The 23968-nt window shown below is 61.3% G+C and carries 19 protein-coding genes and 3 tRNA genes; 2 read left to right on the top strand and 20 right to left on the bottom strand.

Annotated features, from left to right (window positions below; genetic code table 11):
* Nucleotides 1-229: 229 nt before the first annotated feature.
* The 19 genes from QR290_RS11100 to leuC form a co-directional block, all read right to left on the bottom strand.
* Nucleotides 230-306 (bottom strand) — tRNA-Asp (locus QR290_RS11100).
* A 93-nt stretch (nt 307-399) separates the two neighbouring features.
* A tRNA-Asp gene (locus QR290_RS11095) sits at nt 400-476 on the bottom strand.
* Nucleotides 477-530: 54 nt separating this feature from the next.
* Nucleotides 531-606, bottom strand: a tRNA-Val gene (locus tag QR290_RS11090).
* 90 nt (nt 607-696) lie between these two features.
* Nucleotides 697-1473, bottom strand: a complete 777-nt coding sequence (locus tag QR290_RS11085; RefSeq protein ID WP_289204896.1) for an SDR family oxidoreductase — start codon at nt 1471-1473, stop codon at nt 697-699.
* Nucleotides 1470-2681 (bottom strand): O-succinylhomoserine sulfhydrylase, encoded by a 1212-nt coding sequence (locus QR290_RS11080; RefSeq protein ID WP_115077214.1) that lies wholly within the window; start codon nt 2679-2681, stop codon nt 1470-1472. The genes QR290_RS11085 and QR290_RS11080 overlap by 4 nt, the downstream gene beginning before the upstream one ends.
* A gap of 80 nt (nt 2682-2761) precedes the next feature.
* Nucleotides 2762-4267, bottom strand: coding sequence for an amidophosphoribosyltransferase (gene purF, locus QR290_RS11075; RefSeq protein ID WP_007956466.1), 1506 nt, complete (start codon nt 4265-4267; stop codon nt 2762-2764).
* 41 nt (nt 4268-4308) lie between these two features.
* Nucleotides 4309-4869 carry a CvpA family protein gene (locus tag QR290_RS11070; RefSeq protein WP_103386621.1) on the bottom strand — a complete coding sequence of 187 codons (561 nt, stop codon included), beginning with the start codon at nt 4867-4869 and terminating at the stop codon, nt 4309-4311.
* 98 nt (nt 4870-4967) lie between these two features.
* Nucleotides 4968-5636, bottom strand: coding sequence for an SPOR domain-containing protein (locus tag QR290_RS11065; RefSeq protein ID WP_115077213.1), 669 nt, complete (start codon nt 5634-5636; stop codon nt 4968-4970).
* On the bottom strand, nt 5620-6927 hold the full coding sequence (folC, locus tag QR290_RS11060) for a bifunctional tetrahydrofolate synthase/dihydrofolate synthase (protein WP_115077212.1): 1308 nt from the start codon (nt 6925-6927) through the stop codon (nt 5620-5622). Before folC ends, QR290_RS11065 begins: the two co-directional genes overlap by 17 nt.
* Entirely contained in the window at nt 6924-7844 is a 921-nt protein-coding gene (accD, locus tag QR290_RS11055; RefSeq protein WP_007956457.1) for an acetyl-CoA carboxylase, carboxyltransferase subunit beta, read from the bottom strand. The genes folC and accD overlap by 4 nt, the downstream gene beginning before the upstream one ends.
* A 192-nt stretch (nt 7845-8036) precedes the next feature.
* The gene (locus QR290_RS11050) at nt 8037-8651 is read right to left on the bottom strand and encodes a phosphoribosylanthranilate isomerase (protein ID WP_115077211.1); all 615 of its coding nucleotides are present in this window, start codon (nt 8649-8651) and stop codon (nt 8037-8039) included.
* Between the two features lie 64 nt (nt 8652-8715).
* Entirely contained in the window at nt 8716-9540 is an 825-nt protein-coding gene (gene truA, locus QR290_RS11045; protein ID WP_162803863.1) for a tRNA pseudouridine(38-40) synthase TruA, read from the bottom strand.
* Nucleotides 9541-9690: 150 nt separating this feature from the next.
* Entirely contained in the window at nt 9691-12339 is a 2649-nt protein-coding gene (locus QR290_RS11040; RefSeq protein ID WP_289204895.1) for a FimV/HubP family polar landmark protein, read from the bottom strand.
* A gap of 209 nt (nt 12340-12548) precedes the next feature.
* Nucleotides 12549-13559 (bottom strand): aspartate-semialdehyde dehydrogenase, encoded by a 1011-nt coding sequence (locus QR290_RS11035; RefSeq protein WP_289204894.1) that lies wholly within the window; start codon nt 13557-13559, stop codon nt 12549-12551.
* Between the two features lie 112 nt (nt 13560-13671).
* Nucleotides 13672-14784 carry an aspartate-semialdehyde dehydrogenase gene (gene asd, locus QR290_RS11030; protein WP_011333354.1) on the bottom strand — a complete coding sequence of 371 codons (1113 nt, stop codon included), beginning with the start codon at nt 14782-14784 and terminating at the stop codon, nt 13672-13674.
* Nucleotides 14785-14850: 66 nt separating this feature from the next.
* Nucleotides 14851-15933 carry a 3-isopropylmalate dehydrogenase gene (gene leuB, locus QR290_RS11025; protein WP_289204893.1) on the bottom strand — a complete coding sequence of 361 codons (1083 nt, stop codon included), beginning with the start codon at nt 15931-15933 and terminating at the stop codon, nt 14851-14853.
* A gap of 69 nt (nt 15934-16002) precedes the next feature.
* Nucleotides 16003-16770: a class I SAM-dependent methyltransferase gene (locus QR290_RS11020; RefSeq protein ID WP_289204892.1), complete on the bottom strand. Its 768-nt coding sequence runs from the start codon at nt 16768-16770 to the stop codon at nt 16003-16005.
* Nucleotides 16771-16925: 155 nt separating this feature from the next.
* Nucleotides 16926-17570 carry a 3-isopropylmalate dehydratase small subunit gene (leuD, locus tag QR290_RS11015; RefSeq protein WP_115077205.1) on the bottom strand — a complete coding sequence of 215 codons (645 nt, stop codon included), beginning with the start codon at nt 17568-17570 and terminating at the stop codon, nt 16926-16928.
* 11 nt (nt 17571-17581) lie between these two features.
* A complete protein-coding gene (gene leuC / locus QR290_RS11010) occupies nt 17582-19000 on the bottom strand; it encodes a 3-isopropylmalate dehydratase large subunit (RefSeq protein WP_289204891.1) in 1419 nt (472 codons plus the stop codon).
* Between the two features lie 140 nt (nt 19001-19140).
* On the opposite strand from leuC, the gene QR290_RS11005 reads away from it, so the two are divergent.
* Nucleotides 19141-20031 (top strand): LysR family transcriptional regulator, encoded by an 891-nt coding sequence (locus QR290_RS11005; protein WP_085689295.1) that lies wholly within the window; start codon nt 19141-19143, stop codon nt 20029-20031.
* A gap of 68 nt (nt 20032-20099) precedes the next feature.
* The gene (locus QR290_RS11000; RefSeq protein ID WP_289204890.1) at nt 20100-23378 is read left to right on the top strand and encodes a bifunctional diguanylate cyclase/phosphodiesterase; all 3279 of its coding nucleotides are present in this window, start codon (nt 20100-20102) and stop codon (nt 23376-23378) included.
* A gap of 46 nt (nt 23379-23424) precedes the next feature.
* Here the strand turns inward: QR290_RS11000 and QR290_RS10995 are convergent, their stop codons facing one another.
* Nucleotides 23425-23868: an Hsp20 family protein gene (locus QR290_RS10995; RefSeq protein WP_289204889.1), complete on the bottom strand. Its 444-nt coding sequence runs from the start codon at nt 23866-23868 to the stop codon at nt 23425-23427.
* Between the last annotated feature and the right edge of the window lie 100 nt (nt 23869-23968).

The following is a 23968-nucleotide window of genomic DNA, read 5'->3' as shown; positions in this document are numbered from 1 at the left end:
AATGCGGCATCGCATCGCAGCGACCCATGGACGCAGGCCGGATTGCCCGGCGGCATCGAACGAGCCACGGCTAGCGTTCGTCGCTGGCTACAAAGGAGGAATGTGGGAAAGGTCAAATTTCAGACACAAAAAACCCCGGCCTTTCGACCAGGGTCTTTGCTATCGATGCCGAATCAACCAGAGGTTGCTTTCGGTGCTTCAAGGCGTTCAGTGGTCCTTGAAACAGATATGGCGCAGCGGACGGGACTCGAACCCGCGACCCCCGGCGTGACAGGCCGGTATTCTAACCGACTGAACTACCGCTGCGTATCGCTTTGAGCTTGCGCTCAAGTAACTCGTTTGACTGAAAGCTTCGGTGCTTTTCAATCGCGAACCAGACAATGTCTGACTCGTTAAATATGGCGCAGCGGACGGGACTCGAACCCGCGACCCCCGGCGTGACAGGCCGGTATTCTAACCGACTGAACTACCGCTGCGCGTCGGTGGAGGCACTTTCAGCCTACCTCTTGCTTTCGCAAGTATCTCGGGAGTGGTGGGTGATGACGGGATCGAACCGCCGACATTCTGCTTGTAAGGCAGACGCTCTCCCAGCTGAGCTAATCACCCGTTTGCATCTCCGAGGCCGCGAAATTTACGCAGGTAGCGAACCTAAGTCAATAGCAGGATTGAAGTTTTTCTAAAAAAGACGAAATTGCTTCATTCCGTATAAATCATCTTCTTGGTCATGCCGCCATCGACCACGAATTCCTGACCCGTCACAAACCCTGCATTCTTCGATAGCAACCACGCCACCATCGCCGCGACGTCCTCGACCGTCCCTACCCTGCCCGCCGGATGCTGGGCATGATCGGTGTCGGTCAGCGGTTCCGCGCGCCGCGCGGATGGATCCCGCGCATCGATCCAGCCAGGACTGACCGCATTGACGCGAATCTCCGGCCCGAGACTGATCGCCAGCGCGTGCGTCAACGCCAGCAAACCGCCCTTGCTCGCTGCATACGCCTCCGTATCCGGTTCCGATTGCGCCGCACGGGTCGAGGCCAGATTGACGATCGCCCCGTTGTGCGCACGCAGATACGGCGCGCAGTGCTTGGCCAGCAACATCGGCCCGCCGAGATTCACCGCCAGCACCCGGTTCCAGTAAGCCAGATCGAGGCTTTCCAGCGTGATGTTGTGCGGATCGGCCACAGCAGCGTTGCACACCAACGCATCCAGACGGCCAAACTGCCCGAGCACTTCCGCGACTCCGAGCGCCACCTGACTTTCGTCCGCAACGTCCATGGCGATGAACCAGGCGTTTTCGCCCAGCACCTTTGCCACTTTCGAACCTCGCGTACGATCCAGGTCCGTCAACACCACCTGCCAGCCTTCGCTAATCAGCCATGCCGCGATTCCCAGACCGATCCCGCGCGCAGCACCCGTGACCAATGCAACGCGGCCATGGGTGCCGGTCTTCGGCGTAGGCAACTCGATCACAACGCCGCCAGACCGCGCGACAGGTCGGCTTGCAGGTCAGCGACGTCTTCCAGACCGACCGCGATGCGGATCAGGCTGTCACGAATACCGGCAGCCTCACGCTCCTGTGGCGCCAGACGGCCGTGGGACGTGGTGCTCGGGTGGGTGATGGTGGTTTTGCTGTCGCCCAGGTTGGCCGTGATCGAAATCAAACGGGTCGCATCGATGAAGCGCCACGCGCCCTCTTTGCCGCCCTTCACCTCAAAGCTCACCACCGCGCCGAAGCCCTTCTGCTGACGCTGAGCCAGCTCGTGCTGCGGATGACTCTTGAGACCGGCGTAATGCACCTTCTCGATGCCGTCCTGCTGCTCCAGCCATTCGGCCAGTTGCTGGGCGTTGGCGCAGTGCGCCTTCATCCGCAGATTCAGGGTTTCCAGCCCCTTGAGGAAGATCCAGGCGTTGAACGGGCTGAGAGTCGGCCCGGCGGTACGCAGGAAGCCGACGATTTCCTTCATCTGCTCGCTGCGACCGGCAACCACCCCGCCCATGCAACGACCCTGGCCATCGATGAACTTGGTGGCCGAGTGCACAACGACGTCTGCACCCAACTTCAGCGGTTGCTGCAAGGCAGGCGTACAGAAGCAGTTGTCGACCACCAGCATCGCGCCTTTGGCGTGCGCGATTTCCGACAGCGCGGTGATATCCACCAGCTCAGCCAACGGATTGGACGGCGATTCGACGAACAGCAATTTGGTATTGGACTTGATCGCTGCATCCCAGGCCGACAGATCGGCCAGCGGCACGTAGTCGACTTCCACACCAAAACGCTTGAAGTACTTCTCGAACAGACTGATGGTCGAACCGAACACGCTGCGCGACACCAGCACATGATCGCCGGCGCTGCACAGGCTCATCACCACCGCCATGATCGCGGCCATGCCGGTGGCCGTGGCCACCGCTTGCTCGGCGCCTTCCAGCGCGGCAATGCGCTCTTCGAACGCGCGGACGGTCGGGTTGGTGTAACGCGAGTAAACGTTGCCCGGCACTTCCCCGGCAAACCGTGCGGCGGCGTCCGCGGCGGTACGGAACACGTAGCTGGAAGTGAAGAACATCGGATCACCATGCTCGCCTTCCGGCGTACGGTGCTGACCGGCACGTACGGCCAGGGTATCGAACGCTACGCCTTCGAGGTCGCTGTCCAGCCGACCGGCATCCCATTCCTGACTCATGCTGTCACTCCTTGCCCTGTTCTCGATAAATAAAAGTCTTTTGCCAGATACAAAACCGGCCCCTAAGGGCCGGTTGAAACTCAGTTGTTGTACAGATCGATGATCGCACTGACCGCCTGGGTCTTGACCTTCGAGGCATCGTTGCGTGCCTGTTCGATCTTGTTCAGGTAAGCCTCGTCGACGTCACCGGTGACGTACTTGCCGTCGAACACCGCGCAGTCGAAGTTTTCGATCTTGATCTTGCCGCCACCAACCGCTTCGATCAAGTCAGGCAGGTCCTGATAGATCAGCCAGTCAGCGCCGATCAGATCAGCTACATCCTGAGTCGAACGGTTGTGCGCGATCAGCTCGTGAGCGCTCGGCATGTCGATGCCGTAAACGTTCGGGAAGCGAACAGCCGGAGCCGCCGAGCAGAAGTAGACGTTTTTCGCACCGGCTTCGCGGGCCATCTGGATGATCTGCTTGCAGGTGGTGCCACGAACGATCGAGTCGTCCACCAGCATCACGTTCTTGCCGCGGAATTCCAGCTCGATGGCGTTGAGCTTCTGGCGTACCGATTTCTTGCGTGCGGCCTGGCCGGGCATGATGAAGGTACGGCCGATGTAACGGTTCTTGACGAAACCTTCGCGGAATTTCACGCCCAGATGGTTGGCCAGCTCCAGCGCTGCGGTGCGGCTGGTGTCCGGAATCGGGATGACCACGTCGATGTCGTGCTCTGGACGCTCGCGCAGGATCTTCTCGGCCAGTTTCTCGCCCATGCGCAGACGGGCCTTGTAGACTGAAACGCCGTCGATGATCGAATCCGGACGCGCCAGGTAGACGTGTTCGAAGATGCAAGGAGTCAGGGACGGATTGGTCGCACACTGACGGGTGTGCAGCTTGCCGTCTTCAGTGATGTAGACCGCTTCACCCGGTGCCAGGTCGCGGATCAGGGTGAAGCCCAGCACGTCGAGCGAAACGCTTTCGGAGGCGATCATGTACTCGACGCCTTCGTCGGTGTGACGCTGGCCGAACACGATCGGGCGGATGCCGTGCGGGTCACGGAAACCGACGATACCGTAACCGGTCACCATCGCCACGACGGCGTAACCACCGACACAACGGTTGTGCACGTCGGTCACGGCAGCGAACACGTCTTCTTCGGTCGGTTGCAGCTTGCCGCGCTGGGCCAGCTCGTGCGCGAACACGTTGAGCAACACTTCCGAATCGGAGCTGGTGTTGACGTGACGCAGATCGGATTCGTAGATCTCTTTGGCCAACTGTTCAACGTTGGTCAGGTTACCGTTGTGCGCCAGGGTGATGCCGTACGGCGAGTTGACGTAGAACGGCTGAGCCTCGGCCGACGTCGAGCTGCCGGCAGTCGGGTAACGGACGTGGCCGATACCCATGTGGCCGACCAGACGCTGCATGTGACGCTGTTGAAACACGTCACGCACCAGGCCATTGTCCTTGCGCAAGAACAACCGGCCATCATGGCTGGTCACGATACCGGCAGCGTCCTGGCCGCGGTGCTGGAGCACGGTTAGCGCGTCATACAGCGCCTGATTGACGTTCGACTTACCGACGATACCGACGATGCCACACATGCGACGCAACCCCTACTTAATGGATCTGAACTGAACAACACTCACTGAGGCGTTTTGGCCGACGGCAAGAGTTGCTCCTTGAACGGAATATCAGCGGGTACGCTGATTCCGCTGGCAAGCCACTGACTGCTCCACCCGAGAATCAGGTTCTTGGACCAGTCTGCGACCAATAGAAACTTTGGTACGAGCTGTGATTCTTTCCACCACCCGTCCTGCTGTACCGGCCCCAGGCTCAACAGCCCGACCGCCACGACCACCAGCAACACGCCACGCGCAGCGCCGAAGGCCATGCCGAGGAATCGATCGGTCCCGGACAACCCGGTGACGCGAACCAACTCGCCGATAAGATAATTGATCATTGCGCCCACGATCAGTGTGGCGACAAACATGATGGCACAGCCCGTGATCACACGAGCCGACGGTGTTTCGATGTATCCGGCGAGGTACTCGGACAGTGAGCCACCGAACATCCAGGCAACGGCTCCTGCGATGATCCAGGTCACCAGCGACAATGCTTCTTTGACGAAGCCGCGGCTCAAACTGATCAAAGCGGAGATGGCGATGATTGCAACGATCGCCCAGTCAACCCAGGTAAATGGCACAGTGCAGCCTACAGACGGATAAGGCGGCGCATTTTAGCAGAGCGCAGGGCTGTCGGTAAGCTGCGAATGTCAGTGCATTTCAATCGGGGCGATAGATTTCAGCCACGCTCAGGCTGAAAGCGCACCACAAACCCCTTCAGGTTCTGCTGGCGGCTCAAAAGATCACGCAGACGATCGGCTTCGGCACGCTCGATCAGCGGACCGACGAACACCCGGTTCTTGCCATCGGCAGAACGGATGTAAGCGTTGTAGCCTTGGCTGCGCAGGGTTTTCTGCAGGCTTTCGGCGCTGGCGCGACTCGACAGACTGGCCAGTTGCACCGACCAGCTCACCGACAGGCCATTGGCGTCAACGCGGCTTTGAGTGGTATCAGGCTTGGTGGAAAGCGCAGCGATTGGCTGGGCCGGAGCCGTGGTTGGCTTGGCCACGGGAGCTGGAACAGGCGCCGGCGCAACCGGTTTGGCCACCGGCGCCGGAGCCGGGGCTGGCGCAGCGGAAGCAATCGGCGCTGCTGGCGCTGCTTGTTCCGCGACTTCGTCATCGCTCGGCACTGGCTCTTGCGGCAGAACCTGCGGCTCGGGCACGGCCACGGTTTCCATCTGGATCTGCGCCACGGCAGGCGCTTGCGGCGCAGCCGGTGCATCGACGGTCACCTGACGCTGCTCATCCTGACGGGAAAACAGCATCGGCAGGAAAATAACCGCCAGCGCCACCAGCACCAGGGCACCGACCATGCGCTGTTTGTACGCTTTATCCAGCAAAGCCATTTGCCGCTTCCTCCGTGGAGCGCCGAGACAGCCATTCGAGGGCCTCGGCGACACAATAAAATGATCCGAACAGCAAGATCTCGTCGTCGCTGGTGGCCACTGCGCACTGCCCTTCCAGCGCAGCCACCACGCTCTCATAAGACGTGACCGACGCGCCAAGGTTCTGCAACGCAACATTCAATTCAGCCACCGGACGTGCACGCAGCGAATCCAGCGGCGCCACCGCCCAATGCTGGACGCTGGCATTCAATTCACCGATGACACCGTCCAGATCCTTGTCCGCCAACAGGCCGAACACCGCCAGACGCTTGCCGACCGGCGGACGCGCAGCCAGACGCCGCGCCAGATACTCCGCTGCATGCGGGTTATGGCCAACATCAAGCAACAGGTTGAGACGCTTGCCATTCCATTCGAACGAACGACGATCCAGGCGACCGACCACGCGAGTCGCCTGCAACGCCGCAACAATCTGCCCGGCATCCCATGGCAAACCAAGCAACAGATAAGCCTGCAACGCCAGCGCGGCGTTTTCCATCGGCAGATCAAGCAGCGGCAAATCACGCAGCTCGACGACCTGACCGTCAGCATCAGTACCGCGCCACTGCCAGAATTGATCCGTGATACCCAGATCGAAATCGCGCCCGCGCAGGAAGAACGGGCAAGCAAGCTCGCGCGCCTTGTCCAGCAGGGGTTGTGGAGGATTCAGATCGCCGCACAGCGCAGGTTTGCCCTGACGGAAAATCCCGGCCTTCTCGAAGGCCACGGATTCGCGAGTGTTGCCCAGGTAATCGGCGTGATCGACACCGATGCTGGTGACCAGCGCGATATCGGCATCGACCACGTTGACCGTGTCCAGACGCCCGCCCAGGCCAACTTCCAGCACCACCGCATCGAGCCCGGCTTGCTGAAACAGCCAGAACGCCGCCAGAGTGCCCATTTCGAAGTAAGTCAGGGAAGTCTCGCCGCGCCCCGCTTCGACCGCCGCAAAGGCTTCGCACAACTGCGCATCAGTGGCTTCGACGCCATTGAGCTGCACCCGCTCGTTGTAACGCAGCAGGTGCGGAGAATTGTAGACACCGACGTTGAGGCCCTGCGCCCGCAGCAATGAAGCCACGAAGGCGCAGGTCGAACCCTTGCCGTTGGTGCCGGTGACCGTAATCACCCGAGGCGCCGGCTGGCCCAGTCCCATGCGGGACGCTACCTGTTGCGAACGCTCCAGCCCCATGTCGATGGCCGATGGATGCAACTGTTCAAGGTAGGCGAGCCACTCGCCAAGGGTGCGCTCGGTCATACGTTGGCAGGCACCGGCGGAACGACGATCGGCTCGATCGGCGCGGCAACGAAGGTCGGGGTCGGCTTGCCGGTCAGTTGCGCCAGCAGGTTGCCCAGACGCGGACGCAGTTCGCGACGGTCGATGATCAGGTCGATTGCACCGTGCTCCAGCAGGAACTCGCTGCGCTGGAAGCCTTCCGGCAATTTTTCACGCACGGTCTGCTCGATCACGCGCGGGCCGGCGAAGCCGATCAGGGCTTTAGGCTCACCGACGATCACGTCGCCCAGCATCGCCAGACTGGCGGAAACACCGCCGTAGACCGGGTCGGTCAGCACGGAGATGAACGGAATGCCTTCTTCACGCAGACGCGCCAGCACGGCCGAGGTCTTGGCCATCTGCATCAGCGAGATCAGGGCTTCCTGCATGCGCGCGCCACCGGAGGCGGAGAAGCACACCATCGGGCAACGGTTTTCCAGCGCGTAGTTGGCGGCGCGCACGAAGCGCTCACCGACGATGGCGCCCATGGAACCGCCCATGAAGCTGAATTCGAACGCCGAAACCACGACCGGCATGCCCAGCAGGGTGCCGCTCATGGAAACCAGTGCGTCTTTCTCGCCGGTCTGCTTCTGGGCAGCGACCAGACGATCCTTGTACTTCTTGCCGTCGCGGAATTTCAGACGGTCAACCGGCTCCAGGTCGGCGCCCAGTTCGGCACGGCCTTCGGCATCCAGGAAGATGTCGATGCGCGCACGTGCGCCGATGCGCATGTGGTGGTTGCATTTAGGGCAAACGTCCAGGGTCTTTTCCAGCTCCGGACGATACAGCACAGCCTCGCAGGACGGGCATTTGTGCCACAGACCTTCAGGGACCGAGCTCTTCTTGACCTCGGAACGCATGATCGAAGGGATCAGCTTGTCTACCAACCAGTTGCTCATGCTTTCTTTCTCCAGTACCGGCGGCCCGAACGCTCTGGTTCGCGGCCCCGCGTATGCCCTTCAGCTAAATTCATGTGTGGCGATGATCGGCCGGGCTGCCGGGTCAGCGGAACTGACCTGCGTACACCCCGAAAAAACCCTCAGCCTCTTTTCTACAGAGCTGTGGACGGCGGCAGTCTGCCAGCCGTCACATCAGCGTACGGCGTTGATGAATGCACGAATCTTTGCGTGATCCTTGATGCCCTTGCTCGCCTCTACCCCGCCGCTGACATCCACCGCATACGGCCGCACCCGGGCTACCGCATCGGCGACGTTCTCCGGCGTCAGGCCGCCGGCCAGAATCAACGGCTTGCACAAGCCTTGCGGAATCAATGACCAGTCAAACGCCTCGCCGGTTCCACCGGGCACGCCTTCGACATAAGTGTCGAGCAGCACGCCGCTGGCGCTCGGGTAGGCATTGCAGGCGGCGGCGATGTCATCGCCCGCCTTGACCCGCAAGGCCTTGATGTACGGCCGGTGCCAGCCTTCACACTCGGCGGCGGTTTCGTCGCCGTGGAACTGCAACAGATCCAGCGGCACGGCATCGAGGATTTCCCCGAGCTCGCAACGGCTGGCATTGACGAACAGCCCGACCGTGGTCACGAACGGCGGCAATGCGGCGATGATCGCCCGCGCCTGCTGCACGGTCACCGCCCGGGGACTTTTAGCGTAGAACACAAAACCGATGGCATCGGCCCCGGCCTCGACGGCTGCCAACGCATCTTCTATGCGGGTAATCCCGCAAATCTTGCTGCGAACGGCTGACATGTCGATAAAAACCCCAAGGCAAATCCGAGAAAGTCCCGGATGGTAACAAATGCGTTCGAGGGCGTCAGCCGTCAAGTTCCGAGAAACCCGTAAGGAAATGTGGCCCGATGAAACGCTCGGGCAACGGGAACTCGTCGTGGTACTCGACCTGCACCAGATACAGACCGAACGGATGCGCCGTGACGCCGCCAGAACGCCGCTCGCGGCTCTCCAGCACTTCTTTCATCCACTCCACCGGCCGCTCGCCGGCACCGATGGTCATCAGCACACCGGCGATGTTGCGCACCATATGGTGCAGGAACGCGTTGGCGCGGATATCCAGAACGATCATTTTGCCGTGACGGGTCACGCGCAGGTGATGCATCTTCTTGATCGGCGACTTGGCCTGGCACTGACCGGCACGAAAGGCGCTGAAATCATGGGTGCCGATCAGGTACTGCGCGGCCGCAGCCATGCGCTCGACGTCCAGCGGACGGTGATTCCAGGTGATTTCTTCGTTGAGATGAGCCGGGCGGATCTGATCGTTGTAGATAACGTAGCGATAGCGCCGGGCAATCGCCTTGAATCGCGCATGGAAATGCGCCGGCATGACCCTCGCCCAACTGACGCTGATATCGTGGGGCAGATTGATGTTGGCGCCCATGACCCAGGCTTTCAGCGAACGGTCGACCTGGGTATCGAAATGCACCACTTGCCCGCAGGCATGCACACCGGCGTCGGTACGCCCGGCGCATTGCAGCGAGATCGGCGAGTCGGCGACCTTCGACAGGGCTTTTTCCAGAGTTTCCTGCACGGTGAGTACACCGGTGGACTGGCGCTGCCAGCCGCTGTAGCGCGAGCCCTTGTATTCAACGCCCAGCGCGACGCGGAAAAAGCCTTCGGGTGCCATTTCGGCGGCCGGGTTATCTATGTTTGCCAAGTCGGTACAGCCTGCTGATCTACAAAGGCGGGCATTATAAGGCGGCGGGACGGGGAAACCAGACCCAAACAAAAACGGCAGCCTCATGGGCTGCCGTTTTGTTTAGTGCTGAATGCCGACTCAGGCCAGATGCGAAAGCATTTCGCTCGCTTCGCTCTTCTGCTTGTCGTTCCCCTCGCTGATGACTTCATTGAGGATGTCGCGCGCACCGTCGTTGTCGCCCATGTCGATGTAGGCCTGAGCCAGATCGAGCTTGGTCGCGGCTTCGTCGGTACCGGAGAGGAAGTCGAAGTCATCCTCACCCAGATCATCACCCAGCGCGGCATCGGCTTCGGTGAAGCTTGGCTCGTTGATGCTGCTCGACAGACGATCCAGCTCGGCGTTGACATCGTCCAGTTCGGCGGCGAACGCATCCGGCTCGGCAGGCGCCGCGTCCATTTCGTCAGCCAGGGACAGGTCGAAATCGGCTGGCAGCTCCAGGTCGTCCTGCGGCACGTCGGCCACAGTTGGGGTTTCAACCAGCGGCAGATCCTTCACGCCTTCGTCCAGATCCAGCAGGAAATCATCGTCTGCCAACTCGACCGGCGCAGGCGCAGGATCGGCACCGAGGTCCAGATCCAGATCGAAGTCCGACAGGTCGTCGAGGTTTTCCTTGATGTCGGTCTGCTGTTGCAGCACGGACTCGAAGCTCAGGTCGTCGTCAGTCGGGAACGCGTCCAGCTCCACCGGCGCTTCCGGCTCGACAGCCGCCACAGGCTCAACCGGCGTGATGTTGTCGAGATCGTCGAGGCTCAGGTCGAAAGCGCTGTCCAGTTCGTCATCAGCCGCAGCAGGCGCTTCAGGCTCGTCGAGCAACAGCTCCTTGACGTAATCCTCGTCCAGCTCGGCGGCAATGGCCGCTGCCGCCAGACCGCTGGCCGCGACGACCGCCATGGCCGGGAAGCGGCTTTTCAGCTCTTCGACCTTGGCGAAGTTGTCGCCATTGGCAACCAGTTGGCGCTCCTGACCGACGAACGCATCGCGATCACCCTGGCGACCGTAAACTTCCATCAGCTTCAGACGCATATCGCTGCGCTGTGGCTCCAGGCTCACGCCCTCCTCCAGCAACGCGGCGGCCTGGTTCAGACGACCGCCGTCGATGTGAGACTGTGCCTTGTCCAGCACGTCGTCGGAACGCTCGGCGGCAGGCGCCACCAACGGCGCGGCGATCGGCTCGGCCATCACCACCGGAGCAACTACAGCAGCAGCGGCAGGCGCTGGAGCTGGAGCCGGAGCTGGTGCCGGGGTCAGCTTGACGCTGGCGGCTGGCACTTCCAGACCTTCGAAGCTGCTTTCCGGCAGGTCGAGGTCCTGGGAGAAGGATTGCTCCTCCAGGGCACGGGCCATGCGCAGGTGTTTTTCGGCTTCCTGTTGTGCCTTGCGGCGACGTGCCAGCAGCAACAGCAGGAGCAGCAGAACCACCGCGCCGCCACCGACCAGACCCAGCAGGATCGGATTGGTCAGCAGTTCGTTGAAGGTTTTCTCGTCATCGGCAGCCGGTTTGGTTTCAACCACAGGCTCGACAACCGGCTCGACCGGGGCCGGAGCAGCAGCCTCAGGCGCAGGTGCGGCCGGTGCAGCCTCTGCCGGAGTTGCCGGCGGTGTGGCAGCCAGTTCCGCGGTGATCGCCGGCACTACTGGCGCAGTGGGAGCCGCAGCTGGGGCAGCGCCCGAACCTTCGGCCTGCATTTTCGCCAGTTGATTGTTCTTCAGCTCGATCAGGCGCTGCAGCTTGTCCAGCTGGCTTTGCAGATCGGCCATGCGGCTTTTCAGTTCTTCGTTGTCACGACGGGTGGTGTCGAGACTTTCCTGAGTGACCGCCAGTTTGTTGCTCAAGGCCTTGGCGTCGCCAGCCGGGCCCTTGCCGCGCGCCTTGGCGCTTTCGGCGGACACCAGGCTCAGGTTGTCCTTGGCGTTTTGCGCAGCACCGGTATTGGCGCGGCCACGATTGGTCGCATCGAGCTGCTGCTGACCGGTGCCCGGCTTGGCCACATAACGACGACCCTGACGCCAGGCTTCGTTCTGCGCGGCCACTTCGGCAATTGCCTTCGATTGCGGCAGCGCAGTGCTTTGCACCTGATCCGGCAGACGCAGCACCTGACCGGTTTTCAGGCGGTTGATGTTGCCGCCAATGAACGCGTCTGGGTTCAGAGCCTGGATCGCCAGCATGGTCTGCTGCACCGAACCGCCGGTGCGCGCCTTGGCGGCGATTTCCCACAGGGTGTCGCGCGGCGTGGTGGTGTGGGTCGAATGCGTGGCGCCGGTGGTCGGTGCGGTGATGGTTTGCGCTGGCGCTGGTTGAGCGGCGGCATCAGCGGTCTGCGGCGAGAACTTCGAAGGATCCAGCAGCACGCTGTAATCGCGCAGCAGACGGCCGTTCGGCCACATCACCTGCACGAGGAACTTCACCATCGGCTCCGACAGCGGCTTGCTCGACGTTACGCGCAGCACGCTTTTACCGCTGGCGTTGAGCACCGGGGTGAAGGTCAGATCATTGAGGAAGGCCTGGCGATCGACGCCGGCCTTGGCGAAATCTTCCGGCGAGGCCAGGCTCGGCACCACTTCGGCAGCGGTCAGGTCCTTGACATCGAGCAGCTCGATTTCCGCCACCAGCGGCTGGTTCAGGGTCGACTTCAGGGTCAGCTCCCCGAGCCCGAGGGCATGCGCCATACCGGAGGACAGCGCCGAGGCGGCCGCTATTGCTAACACCAGTTTGCGAACTTGAACCATAGCCTCTTCCTTTGTTTGAACGTTCCTCGGCCAGCGAGAAGATGTTGATTGTCGCTGCCGTAAGGCATTGCGCGCGACGACGACAGCATGCCGCGCGCGATCATTTCTTTGATGCCCCGGAAAGTCCCGGAGGGTGACACGTCATCGAGTGCTCGGGGCAAGCATAGCGCTCGCCTAGAATCAGTCGACAAATTGTTGCCAAGTATCTTTTACAGCAGGTCTTTTATCAACAACTCGGCGACCTGCACGGCGTTGAGGGCCGCACCTTTGCGTACGTTATCTGACGTCAGCCACAGATTAAGTTCCGACGGTTCGTCGACACCGGCGCGCACCCGCCCGACGTAGACCACGTCCTGCCCGACCGCATCACCGACAGCGGTCGGATAATCACCGGCCTCGACCAGCTCGATGCCCTCGGCATCTTCAAGCGCAGCATTGACCTTTTCCAGGTCGACCTCGCTCGCTGACTGCAAGGTCACGCTAAAGCTATCGCCAAAAAACACCGGGGCTTGAATGCAAGTTGCGGAAATCTTTAAAGAAGGTTGCGCCAGCACCTGACGCAGCTCACGCACCAGACGCTTTTCCAGCAGCGTATGGCCTTGCGCATCCGGCGTACCGACCTGGGCCAGTACATTGAATGCCACCTGCCGGTCGAAGAACTTTGGCTCGAGCGGGCGCAGATTCAACAGTTCAGCGGTCTGGCGCGCCAGCTCGGAGACTGCTTCGCGCCCCTGAGCGGAAATGGCCAGACTGGCGGTGACATGCACATATTGCAGCTCGATCAGCTCGCGCAATGGCGCCAGCACCACGGCCAGCGCAGTGGCCGACGGGCTCGGACTGCTGACCTGAAACGGCGCTTTCAGACCGGACAACACCTCGACGTTGGCTTCCGGCACCACTTGCGGGGCCAGGTCGGCCGGCAAGGCACCGGACAGATCGATCAGTGAACAACCGGCGGCATGAGCGCGAGCCGCGTAACTCAGGGTGACCGCAGGCCCCGCAGTAAAGAAAACCAGTTTGACCTTGGCGAAATCGAACTCATCGACCTCACGCACCCGCACGTTCTTGCCACGATAGGACACTGAACTGCCAGCCGATTCGCTGCTGGCCAACAGATGCAGCGTGCCAACCGGGAAGTCGCGTTCTTCGAGAATCTGCACAAGCGTTTCGCCGACAGTACCGGTGGCGCCGATCACGGCAATATCAAGGGTCTGGGTCATGGTGCTACCTCTGGCGAAACGGGGGGAGCGGCACTTTACCGGGTGGCCGCCACGCAGGCAAAAAAAACCCGCGCCTCTCGCAAGGCGCGGGTTCTTTCATTGCATCAAGCGATCAACGCTCAAGCAGGATCCGCAGCATGCGACGCAGCGGTTCGGCCGCGCCCCACAGCAGTTGGTCGCCGACGGTGAAAGCACCGACGAACTGCGAACCCATGTTCAGCTTGCGCAAACGACCGACCGGTACGTTCAGGGTGCCGGTGACTTTCGTCGGGCTCAGCTCCTGCATGCTGATTTCACGGTTGTTCGGCACCAGCTTGACCCAAGGGTTGTGCTGGCTGATCAGCCCTTCGATGTCGGCGATCGGCACGTCCTTGTTCAGCTTGATGGTCAGCGCCTGGCTGTGGCAACGCATGGCGCCGATGCGCACGCAGATGCCGTCGACCGGGATCGGGCTCTTGAAGCGGCCAAGGATCTTGTTGGTCTCGGCCTGGGCCTTCCACTCTTCGCGGCTCTGGCCGTTCGGCAGTTCCTTGTCGATCCACGGGATCAGACTGCCGGCCAGCGGTACGCCGAAGTTTTCGGTCGGGTACGCGTCGCTGCGCATGGCTTCGGCCACACGACGGTCGATGTCGAGGATCGCGCTGGCCGGATCGGCCAGTTGATCGGCGACAGCGGCGTGGGTCGCGCCCATCTGCTTGATCAGTTCACGCATGTTCTGCGCGCCGGCACCGGAGGCCGCCTGATAGGTCATGGCGCTCATCCACTCCACCAGACCGGCCTCGAACAGACCGCCCAGGCCCATCAGCATCAGGCTGACGGTGCAGTTGCCGCCGATGTAGTTCTTGGTGCCCGCATCGAGTTGCTGGTCGATGACCTTGCGGTTGACCGGGTCGAGGATGATGACGGCGTCGTCGTTCATCCGCAGGCTCGAGGCCGCGTCGATCCAGTAACCCTGCCAGCCGGCTTCGCGCAGCTTGGGGAATACTTCGCTGGTGTAGTCGCCGCCCTGGCAGGTCAGGATCACGTCGAGGGTCTTCAGCTCTTCAATGCTGTAAGCGTCCTTGAGCGGAGCAATGTCCTTGCCCACGGACGGGCCTTGGCCACCGACATTGGAAGTGGTGAAAAACACCGGCTCGATAAGATCGAAATCCTGCTCTTCCAGCATCCGCTGCATGAGCACGGAACCGACCATGCCGCGCCAACCGATCAGACCTACACGTTTCATCGCAACTACACCTTCTTGAAAAGTGGGCCGCTGCTTTGTATTGAATTTCGCAGCGGGCCCGAGAGATTACAGATTCCGCAGCGCGGCGACTACTGCGTCACCCATTTCCTGCGTACCGACTTTAGTGCAACCGGTCGAAAAGATGTCGCCGGTGCGCAGACCCTGATCCAGCACCACGCTGACCGCTTTCTCGATGGCATCGGCCGCTTCGTGCAGATTGAAGCTGTAACGCAGCATCATCGACACCGACAGAATGGTCGCCAGCGGGTTGGCGATGCCTTTGCCGGCGATGTCCGGTGCCGAACCGTGGCAAGGCTCGTACATGCCCTTGTTGTTGGCGTCCAGCGAGGCCGACGGCAGCATGCCGATGGAGCCGGTGAGCATCGACGCTTCGTCGGACAGGATGTCGCCGAACATGTTGTCGGTGACGATCACGTCGAACTGCTTCGGCGCACGCACCAGTTGCATGGCGGCGTTGTCGACGTACATGTGGCTCAGTTCGACGTCCGGGTAATCCTTGGCGACCTGCTCGACCACTTCACGCCACAGTTGGCTGGACGCCAGCACGTTGGCCTTGTCCACCGAGCACAGCTTCTTGCCACGCACGCGGGCCATATCGAAACCGACACGGGCGATACGGCGGATTTCGCTTTCGCTGTACGGCAGGGTGTCGTAGGACTGGCGCTCGCCATTTTCCAGTTCACGGGTGCCGCGCGGCGCGCCGAAGTAGATGCCGCCGGTCAGTTCACGGACGATCAGGATGTCCAGGCCAGAAACGATTTCTGGCTTCAGGCTCGAAGCGTCGGCCAGTTGCGGGTACAGGATCGCCGGACGCAGGTTGCCGAACAGGCCCAGTTGCGCACGGATTTTCAGCAGGCCGCGCTCAGGGCGGATGTCACGCTCGATGGTGTCCCATTTCGGGCCGCCCACGGCGCCCAGCAGCACAGCGTCGGCAGCGCGAGCGCGCTCGAGGGTTTCGTCGGCCAGCGGCACGCCGTGCTTGTCAATGGCGGCGCCACCGATCACGTCATGGCTCAGCTCGAAACCCAGGCTGTACTTGTCGTTGGCCAGTTCCAGCACCTTGACCGCTTCGGCCATGATTTCCGGACCAATACCGTCGCCTGGGAGAATCAGAATCTGCTTGCTCATGCTTTCCTCGTGTCTTCAGTCGGTGCGCCATCGGCTGGCGCGCCCGGAAAAATACTTATCGTTCCAAGATTACTTTTCAGCCCAGAGCACCAGTACATCTGTACTGAACGAACCATCGGCCTCAATCTCAAAATATTCGCGTACTTCGTTGCCCATCGATTGCTGCAACTGGCGGATCGCGGCGCGCATCACTTCGGGTGTGCGCATGCGTTCGACCCAGCTGTTGTACTCCAGACGCAGGCGCTGACGCGTGGTGCTGCGGGTGTGCAGACCGGCTTCGCTGACCTGGCGCAACCACTCACCGGCCGAATAATCGCGCACATGACTGGTGTCGCGCAGCACTTCAACGCTCTGCAAATAGGTGTCGAACAGCGGACTGCCCGGCGACAGCACATCAATGAATGCCGCCACGCCGCCCGGTTTCAGCACCCGACGCACTTCGCGCAAGGCCACGCCCAGGTCGCTCCAATGGTGCGCCGAATAGCGGCTGAACACGAAGTCGAACTCGCCATCGGCAAACGGCAGACGCTCGGCGGCACCGTTGACCGTGGACACGTTGCTCAAGCCGCGATCAACGGCAGCGGCGGCCACCACGTCGAGCATCTGCTGCGACAGGTCGTAGGCCACCACTTCTTTCACCAACGGGGCAATGTGAAAACTCACGTGCCCGGCGCCGCAACCCAAGTCCAGCACCCGAGCCTCGCCCTGCCCCGCCAGTTCAGCCTGCAGCAGCGCAAATTCAGTGCCTTGAGCGTGAACGGCGCTGCTCAGGTAGGCGGCGGCCTGCTCACCGAATTGCTTTTGTACAACCTGACTGTGCTGGGCGGTGCTGGTCATGGGGACTTCCTTTTGGGCTGGAGTCTTGTGTTGCTTTTGCGGGCCTCATCGCTGGCAAGCCAGCTCCCACAGGTTTCGTGAACACCGCGAATTACTGTGGGAGCGGGCTTGCCCGCGAAGAGGCCAGCCCTGACGGCATCAATCTCAAATCTTGCTCACGCGTCGCGGAACAACCACGGCTGGCTCGCACGATGCTTGGCTTCGAACGCGGCAATCGCATCGCCGTCCTGCAAGGTCAGGCCGATGTCGTCCAGACCGTTGAGCAGGCAGTGTTTACGGAATGCATCGATCTCGAAGCGATAGACCTTGCCGTCCGGGCTGGTCACGGTCTGCTCGTGCAGATCGATCTGCAACTGATAGCCCGGCGCGGCCTCGACCTGCTTGAACAGTTCGTCGACTTCGGCGTCGCTCAGGATGATCGGCAGCAAGCCGTTCTTGAAGCTGTTGTTGAAGAAGATGTCGGCGTAGCTCGGCGCGATGATGCTGCGGAAACCGTACTCTTCCAGCGCCCATGGCGCGTGTTCACGGCTGGAACCGCAACCGAAGTTCTCGCGGGCCAGCAATACGCTGGCGCCTTGATAACGCTCGGCGTTGAGTACGAATTCCTTGTTCAGCGGACGCTTGGAGTTGTCCTGATATGGCTGACCCACATCCAGGTAACGCCACTCGTCGAACAGGTTCGGGCCGAAACCGGTGCGCTTGATCGACTTCAGAAACTGCTTCGGAATGATCTGGTCGGTGTCGACGTTGGCACGATCCAGAGGCGCGACGAGACCAGTGTGCTGGGTAAAAGCTTTCATGCTGCGCTCCTTTAGATCAATTCACGAACGTCGATGAAACGACCGTTCACCGCCGCCGCAGCGGCCATGGCCGGGCTGACGAGGTGGGTGCGGCCACCGGCGCCCTGACGGCCTTCGAAGTTACGGTTGGACGTCGAGGCGCAATGCTCGCCGGACTCCAAACGGTCCGGGTTCATCGCCAGACACATCGAGCAACCCGGCTCGCGCCATTCGAAACCGGCTTCGAGGAAGATCTTGTCCAGACCTTCGGCCTCGGCCTGCGCCTTCACCAGACCCGAACCCGGCACCACGATGGCCTGCTTGATGGTCGATGCGACCTTGCGACCCTTGGCAATCACCGCCGCAGCGCGCAAGTCTTCGATGCGTGAGTTGGTGCAGGAACCGATGAATACGCGGTCGAGCTGAATGTCGGTGATCGCCTGATTGGCGGTCAGACCCATGTATTTCAAGGCGCGGACGATCGAATCGCGTTTGACCAGATCCATTTCCTTGGCCGGATCCGGCACGTTCTGATCAACGGCCAGGACCATTTCCGGTGAAGTGCCCCAGCTGACCTGCGGCTTGATCTGCGCAGCGTCGAGCTCGACCACGGTGTCGAAATGCGCGTCGTCGTCGGACACCAGATCTTTCCAGGACTCGACGGCCAGATCCCACTCGGCGCCTTTCGGTGCGAACGGACGACCGTTGACGTAATCCACAGTCTTCTGGTCCGCCGCCACCAGGCCCACGCGGGCGCCGGCTTCGATGGACATGTTGCAGATGGTCATGCGGCCTTCGATGGACAGGTCGCGAATCGCGCTGCCGGCGAACTCGATGGCATGGCCGTTACCGCCGGCGGTGCCGATCTTGCCGATCACGGCGAGAACGATGTCCTTGGCGGTCACGCCGAACGGCAACTGGCCTTCGACGCGCACCAGCATGTTCTTCATTTTCTTGGCGACCAGGCACTGGGTGGCGAGCACGTGCTCGACCTCGGAAGTGCCGATACCGTGAGCCAAGGCGCCGAACGCGCCGTGAGTCGAGGTGTGCGAGTCGCCGCAGACCACGGTCATGCCCGGCAAGGTCGCGCCCTGCTCCGGGCTGATCACGTGAACGATGCCCTGGCGCACGTCGTTCATCTTGAATTCGACGATGCCGTATTCATCGCAGTTGTCGTCGAGGGTCTGAACCTGCAAACGCGAGACCTGGTCGGCAATGGCTTCGATGCCGCCCTTGCGCTCCGGAGTGGTCGGTACGTTGTGGTCCGGGGTGGCGATGTTGGCATCGATGCGCCACGGCTTGCGCCCGGCCAGACGCAGACCTTCGAAGGCTTGCGGCGAGGTCACTTCGTGGATGATGTGACGATCGATATAGATCAGCGCCGAGCCATCGTCGCGCTGCTTGACCAAATGCGAATCCCAGAGCTTGTCGTAGAGCGTTTTGCCGGCCATCAGACGGTTCCTCATCAGCTTGTTTCTATGCCCTGGGCTTATCAATAACCCTTTGGCTTGTGAGGCCGATCCTATGGGGTTAGATTAAATAACTCAAATTCATATTTTTTATGCTTTGGATAACCAACTGGAATGCGAACATGGATCTGGCCAACCTCAATGCTTTTATCGCGATTGCCGAGACCGGAAGCTTCTCTGGCGCCGGCGAACGGCTGCACCTGACGCAACCGGCGATCAGCAAACGCATCGCCGGGCTGGAGCAGCAATTGAATGTACGGCTATTCGACCGACTCGGTCGTGAAGTGGGCCTGACCGAGGCCGGCCGGGCCCTGCTGCCACGGGCTTATCAGATTCTCAACGTGCTCGATGACACCCGCCGCGCCCTGACCAACCTGACCGGCGAAGTCACAGGTCGCCTGACCCTGGCCACCAGTCACCACATCGGTCTGCACCGCTTGCCGCCTCTGTTGAGGGAATACACCCGCCGTTACCCACAGGTGGCGCTGGATATTCAGTTCCTCGATTCGGAAGTGGCCTACGAGGAAATCCTCCATGGCCGCGCAGAACTGGCGGTGATCACCCTGGCGCCGGAGCCGCATACGCTGGTCAAAGCCACACCGGTCTGGGATGACCCGCTGGATTTCGTGGTCGCCCCGGAACATTCATTGATCAGCAACGGCGCTGTCACATTGGCGGACATTGCCGGCCATCCGGCGGTTTTCCCAGGCGGCAACACCTTTACCCACCATATTGTCCAACGACTGTTCGAGGCTCAGGGCCTGACGCCGAACATCGCCATGAGCACCAACTACCTGGAAACCATCAAGATGATGGTGTCGATCGGCCTGGCGTGGAGCGTTTTGCCGCGCACGATGCTCGACGATCAGGTGGCGCGCATACCTTTACCGGGCATACAGCTCAGTCGCCAGCTAGGCTATATCCTGCACACTGAAAGGACGCTGTCGAATGCTGCACGGGCGTTTATGGCCCTGCTGGACGCTCAAATCGATCTGCCAGGGACTCTCGGCTAACTTGTGCTACTCCTATAGAGCTGCCGTCCCTGTGCCTAACGCCCAAATCAGCTCAAGGCCCCTTAACAATGCCGAAATCTGTTGACCGTATTCCGCCGATGCCGCGTATTCAGGCCATTGATCCACGGCGTTCCGAGCAGAGCTGGGAGAGCGCGCCGCAATTGCTCGCGGCGCTCAACGGCGCCCGCCTCGGCGCCTGGTACTGGGACATCGAGCGCGGGCAGATCAGTTGGTCGCGCGGCACTCAGGCCTTGTTCGGCTTCGATCCGCGGCAACCGCTCCCCGAAGACCTGGAATACCTCGACCTGCTGCCACCGGAAGACCGGGCAAAAACCATCCGCGCCTTCCATGCAGTGATTGCCGGCGCACCGCTGGAACAGGCGATGCACCACCGCATCCGCTGGCCCGATGGCAGCCTGCACTGGCTGGAGATCAATGGCAGCCTGTTGCCAGACAAGCATGGCCGGCCCCGAATGATCGGGGTGATCCGCGAAATCACCCACCAGCGGCAACGGGAACAGGCCCTCAGCAGCTCCGAAAAACGTTTCGCCACGCTGTTCCACCTGTGCCCGAACATGGTGCTGCTGACCCGTCAGGAAGACGGCCTGATCAGCGAGGCCAACCAATATTTCGAAAGTCTGTTCGGCTGGCCGGTGCAGAGCGCCATTGGGCGCACCACCCTGGAGCTGGGCCTGTGGGTGCATCCCGAACAACGGGCGGAGCTGGTCAAGAAAACCAAGGCCAAGGGCGAGCTGATCAGCATGGAGGTGCAGTTCCGCGCCAGCAACGGCCAAGTCCACGACGGCATCCTCAGCGCGCAAAAGGTCGAACTCGAAGGCCAGCCGTACCTGCTCAGCACCTTTCTCGACACCACCGAGCGCAAGGCCGCCGAACATGCCCTGAAAGACAGTCAGGAACGCCTCGATCTGGCGCTGGATTCGGCGCAGCTCGGCACCTGGGACTGGCACATTCCCAGCGGCATGCTCTACGGCTCGGCCCGCGCCGCGCAATTACACGGTCTGGAGCCGAAACCGTTCCATGAATCGTTCGAAGAGTTCTTCGAAGGCGTCCCCGGCGAAGAACGCGACAGCATGCGCGACGCCTATCGCAGCCTGCGCGAAGGCCCGGCGGGCAATTATCAGCTGACTTACCGCGTGCAACTGCCGGACGGCAGTTCGCGCTATCTGGAAAGCCGCGCCCGCCTCTATCGCGACGACAACGGCGTACCGCTGCGGATGGCCGGCACCCTGCTGGACATCACCGATCAGGTTGAACGCGAGCAACGGCTGGTGGCTTCGGAAGAGAAATTCGCCACGTTGTTCCAGGTCAGCCCCGACCCGATCTGCGTGACGCGCCAGGAAACCGGGGAATTCATCGAGATCAACTCCAGCTTCTCCCAGACTTTTGGCTGGAGCGCCAGCGATGTGATCGGCCATACCGCCGAAGAAATCGGCCTGTGGGACGCCTCGGCGAAAAGCCTGCAACGCATCGAACGGGTGATCCGCGAACAGGGCCTGAGCAATGTCGCGATCATCGTCCAGCACAAGGATGGTCAGTCGCTGACCTGTGTGATTTCCAGCCGCCAGATCAGCGTTGGCAACCAGCCGTGCATCGTCACCACGTTGCGCGACATCACCCAGCAACAGCGCTCGGAAGCGGCGCTCAAGGCCAGCGAAGAGAAATTCGCCAAGGCGTTTCACTCCAGCCCCGACGCGATCACCATCACCGAGCGCGACACCGGGCGTTATCTGGAGGTCAACGACGGCTTCTGCCGCCTCACCGGCTACCGCGCCGACGAAGTGGTGGGCAAAACCGTGTATCAGGTCGGCATATGGGCCGAAGAAAAACAGCGTTCGGCACTGCTCGCCGAGCTGCAGATCAAGGGCCGCGTGCACCATCAGGAAATGCTCGGGCGCAACAAGCGCGGCGAGATACTGACGGTGGAAGTCTCGGTTGAACCGATCACCCTCAATGAAACCGCCTGCCTGTTACTTACCGCCCGCGACGTCAGCCTGCTGAAGAACGCCGAGGCGCAGATCCGTCACCTTGCCTATCACGATCCGCTGACCAACCTGCCCAACCGCGCACTGCTGATGGATCGCCTGAGCCAGCAGATCGCCCTGCTCAAACGCCACAACCTGCGTGGCGCGCTGTTGTTTCTCGATCTGGATCACTTCAAGCACATCAACGACTCGCTGGGTCACCCGGTCGGCGACACGGTGCTGAAGATCATCACTGCGCGGCTCGAGGCCAGCGTGCGCATGGAAGACACGGTGGCGCGACTCGGTGGCGATGAATTCGTGGTGTTGCTCAGTGGCCTGGAAGGCACGCGCAATGAAGTCAGCGCCCAGGTGCGCGAGCTGGCCGACACCATTCGCGAATTGCTGTCGGAGCCGATGTTCCTCGACGGCCAGCGCCTGCAAGTGACGCCGAGCATCGGCGTGGCGCTGATTCCCGATCACGGCTCGACCCCGACCGACCTGCTCAAACGCGCCGACATCGCGCTGTACCGGGCCAAGGATTCCGGGCGCAACACCACGCAGATGTATCACAACACCATGCAGAAAGCGGCCAGCGAGCGGCTGCGCATGGAGACCGACCTGCGCCTGGCGCTGTCCCGGGGCGAGTTCGACGTGCATTACCAACCGCAGATCGACGCCCAGGACAACCGCATCATCGGCGCCGAAGCCCTCGTGCGCTGGAATCACCCGGAACTCGGCGCGCAATCGCCCGCCGAATTCATCAAAGTCCTGGAGGACAGTGGGCTGATTCTGGAGGTCGGCACCTGGATCCTCGATGAGGCGTGCGAAGCCTTCAAGCAATTGATCGCCGAAAAGCTGATCGATCCGTTGGCCTTCAGCCTGTGCGTGAACATCAGTCCCCGGCAGTTCCGCCAGAACGACTTCGTCGAGCGCATCGAGCGCAGCATGAGCAGCCACGGTCTGCCCTGCTCGCTGCTGAAACTGGAGATCACCGAAGGCATCGTCATTCAGAACCTGGAAGACACCATCAGCAAAATGCGTCGGCTGAAAAAACTCGGCGTGAGTTTTGCCATGGACGATTTCGGCACCGGTTATTCATCGCTGACGTATCTGAAACGATTGCCGGTGGACACGCTGAAGATCGATCAATCGTTCATCCGCGACGCCACCACCGACCCCAACGACGCCGAAATCATCCGCGCCATCGTCGCCATGGCCCGCAGCCTGGAACTGGAAGTGATCGCCGAAGGCGTGGAAACCCCGGAACAGCTGGCCTTTCTGCAAGGGTTGGGCTGCCATTTGTATCAGGGCTATCTGCACAGCCGGCCGTTGCCGCTGGAGGGATTGAAGGGATTGCTGGAATGACAGGCACAAAAAAGGGCGCCTTTCGGCGCCCTTCTTCTCGGTCGGCTTATTGCAGAGCCGGCTTCTGCACCCCGTTGATCGGGATGCGTTTGGCTTTCGCCTCTTCCGGGATCACGCGCAACAGGTCGATGCTCAACAGACCGTTGCTCAGGCCGGCGGCCTTGATCTCGATGCGATCGGCCAGGCGGAAAGACAACTTGAATGCACGCTGGGCAATGCCCTGGTGCAGGAAAGTGACGCCTTCGTTGGCATCACGCTTGCCGCCACTGATGGTCAGCACGCCTTTCTCGACTTGCAGGTCCAGATCTTCTTCCTGGAAACCGGCCGCCGCCACGACGATGCGGTATTGATCGTCAGCGTGTTTTTCGACGTTGTAAGGCGGATAGGTGCTGCCTGGCTCGTTGCGCAGGGCGGTTTCGAACAGGTCGTTGAAACGGTCGAAACCCACCGAGGAACGGAACAGTGGAGCGAGGGAAAATGCAGTACTCATGGTTCAAATCTCCTGAAAACAATCAGCAAGGTTTTTTGTCTCCGCGACCCGAATTCGGCATCGCGTAACCCTTAGATAGGGACCTGCATTTTGTTTTCAA

Source organism: Pseudomonas fluorescens, from assembly GCF_030344995.1.
GTDB classification, from domain to species: domain Bacteria; phylum Pseudomonadota; class Gammaproteobacteria; order Pseudomonadales; family Pseudomonadaceae; genus Aquipseudomonas; species Aquipseudomonas fluorescens_BF.
This window is presented reverse-complemented; position numbering and strand designations above follow the sequence as displayed.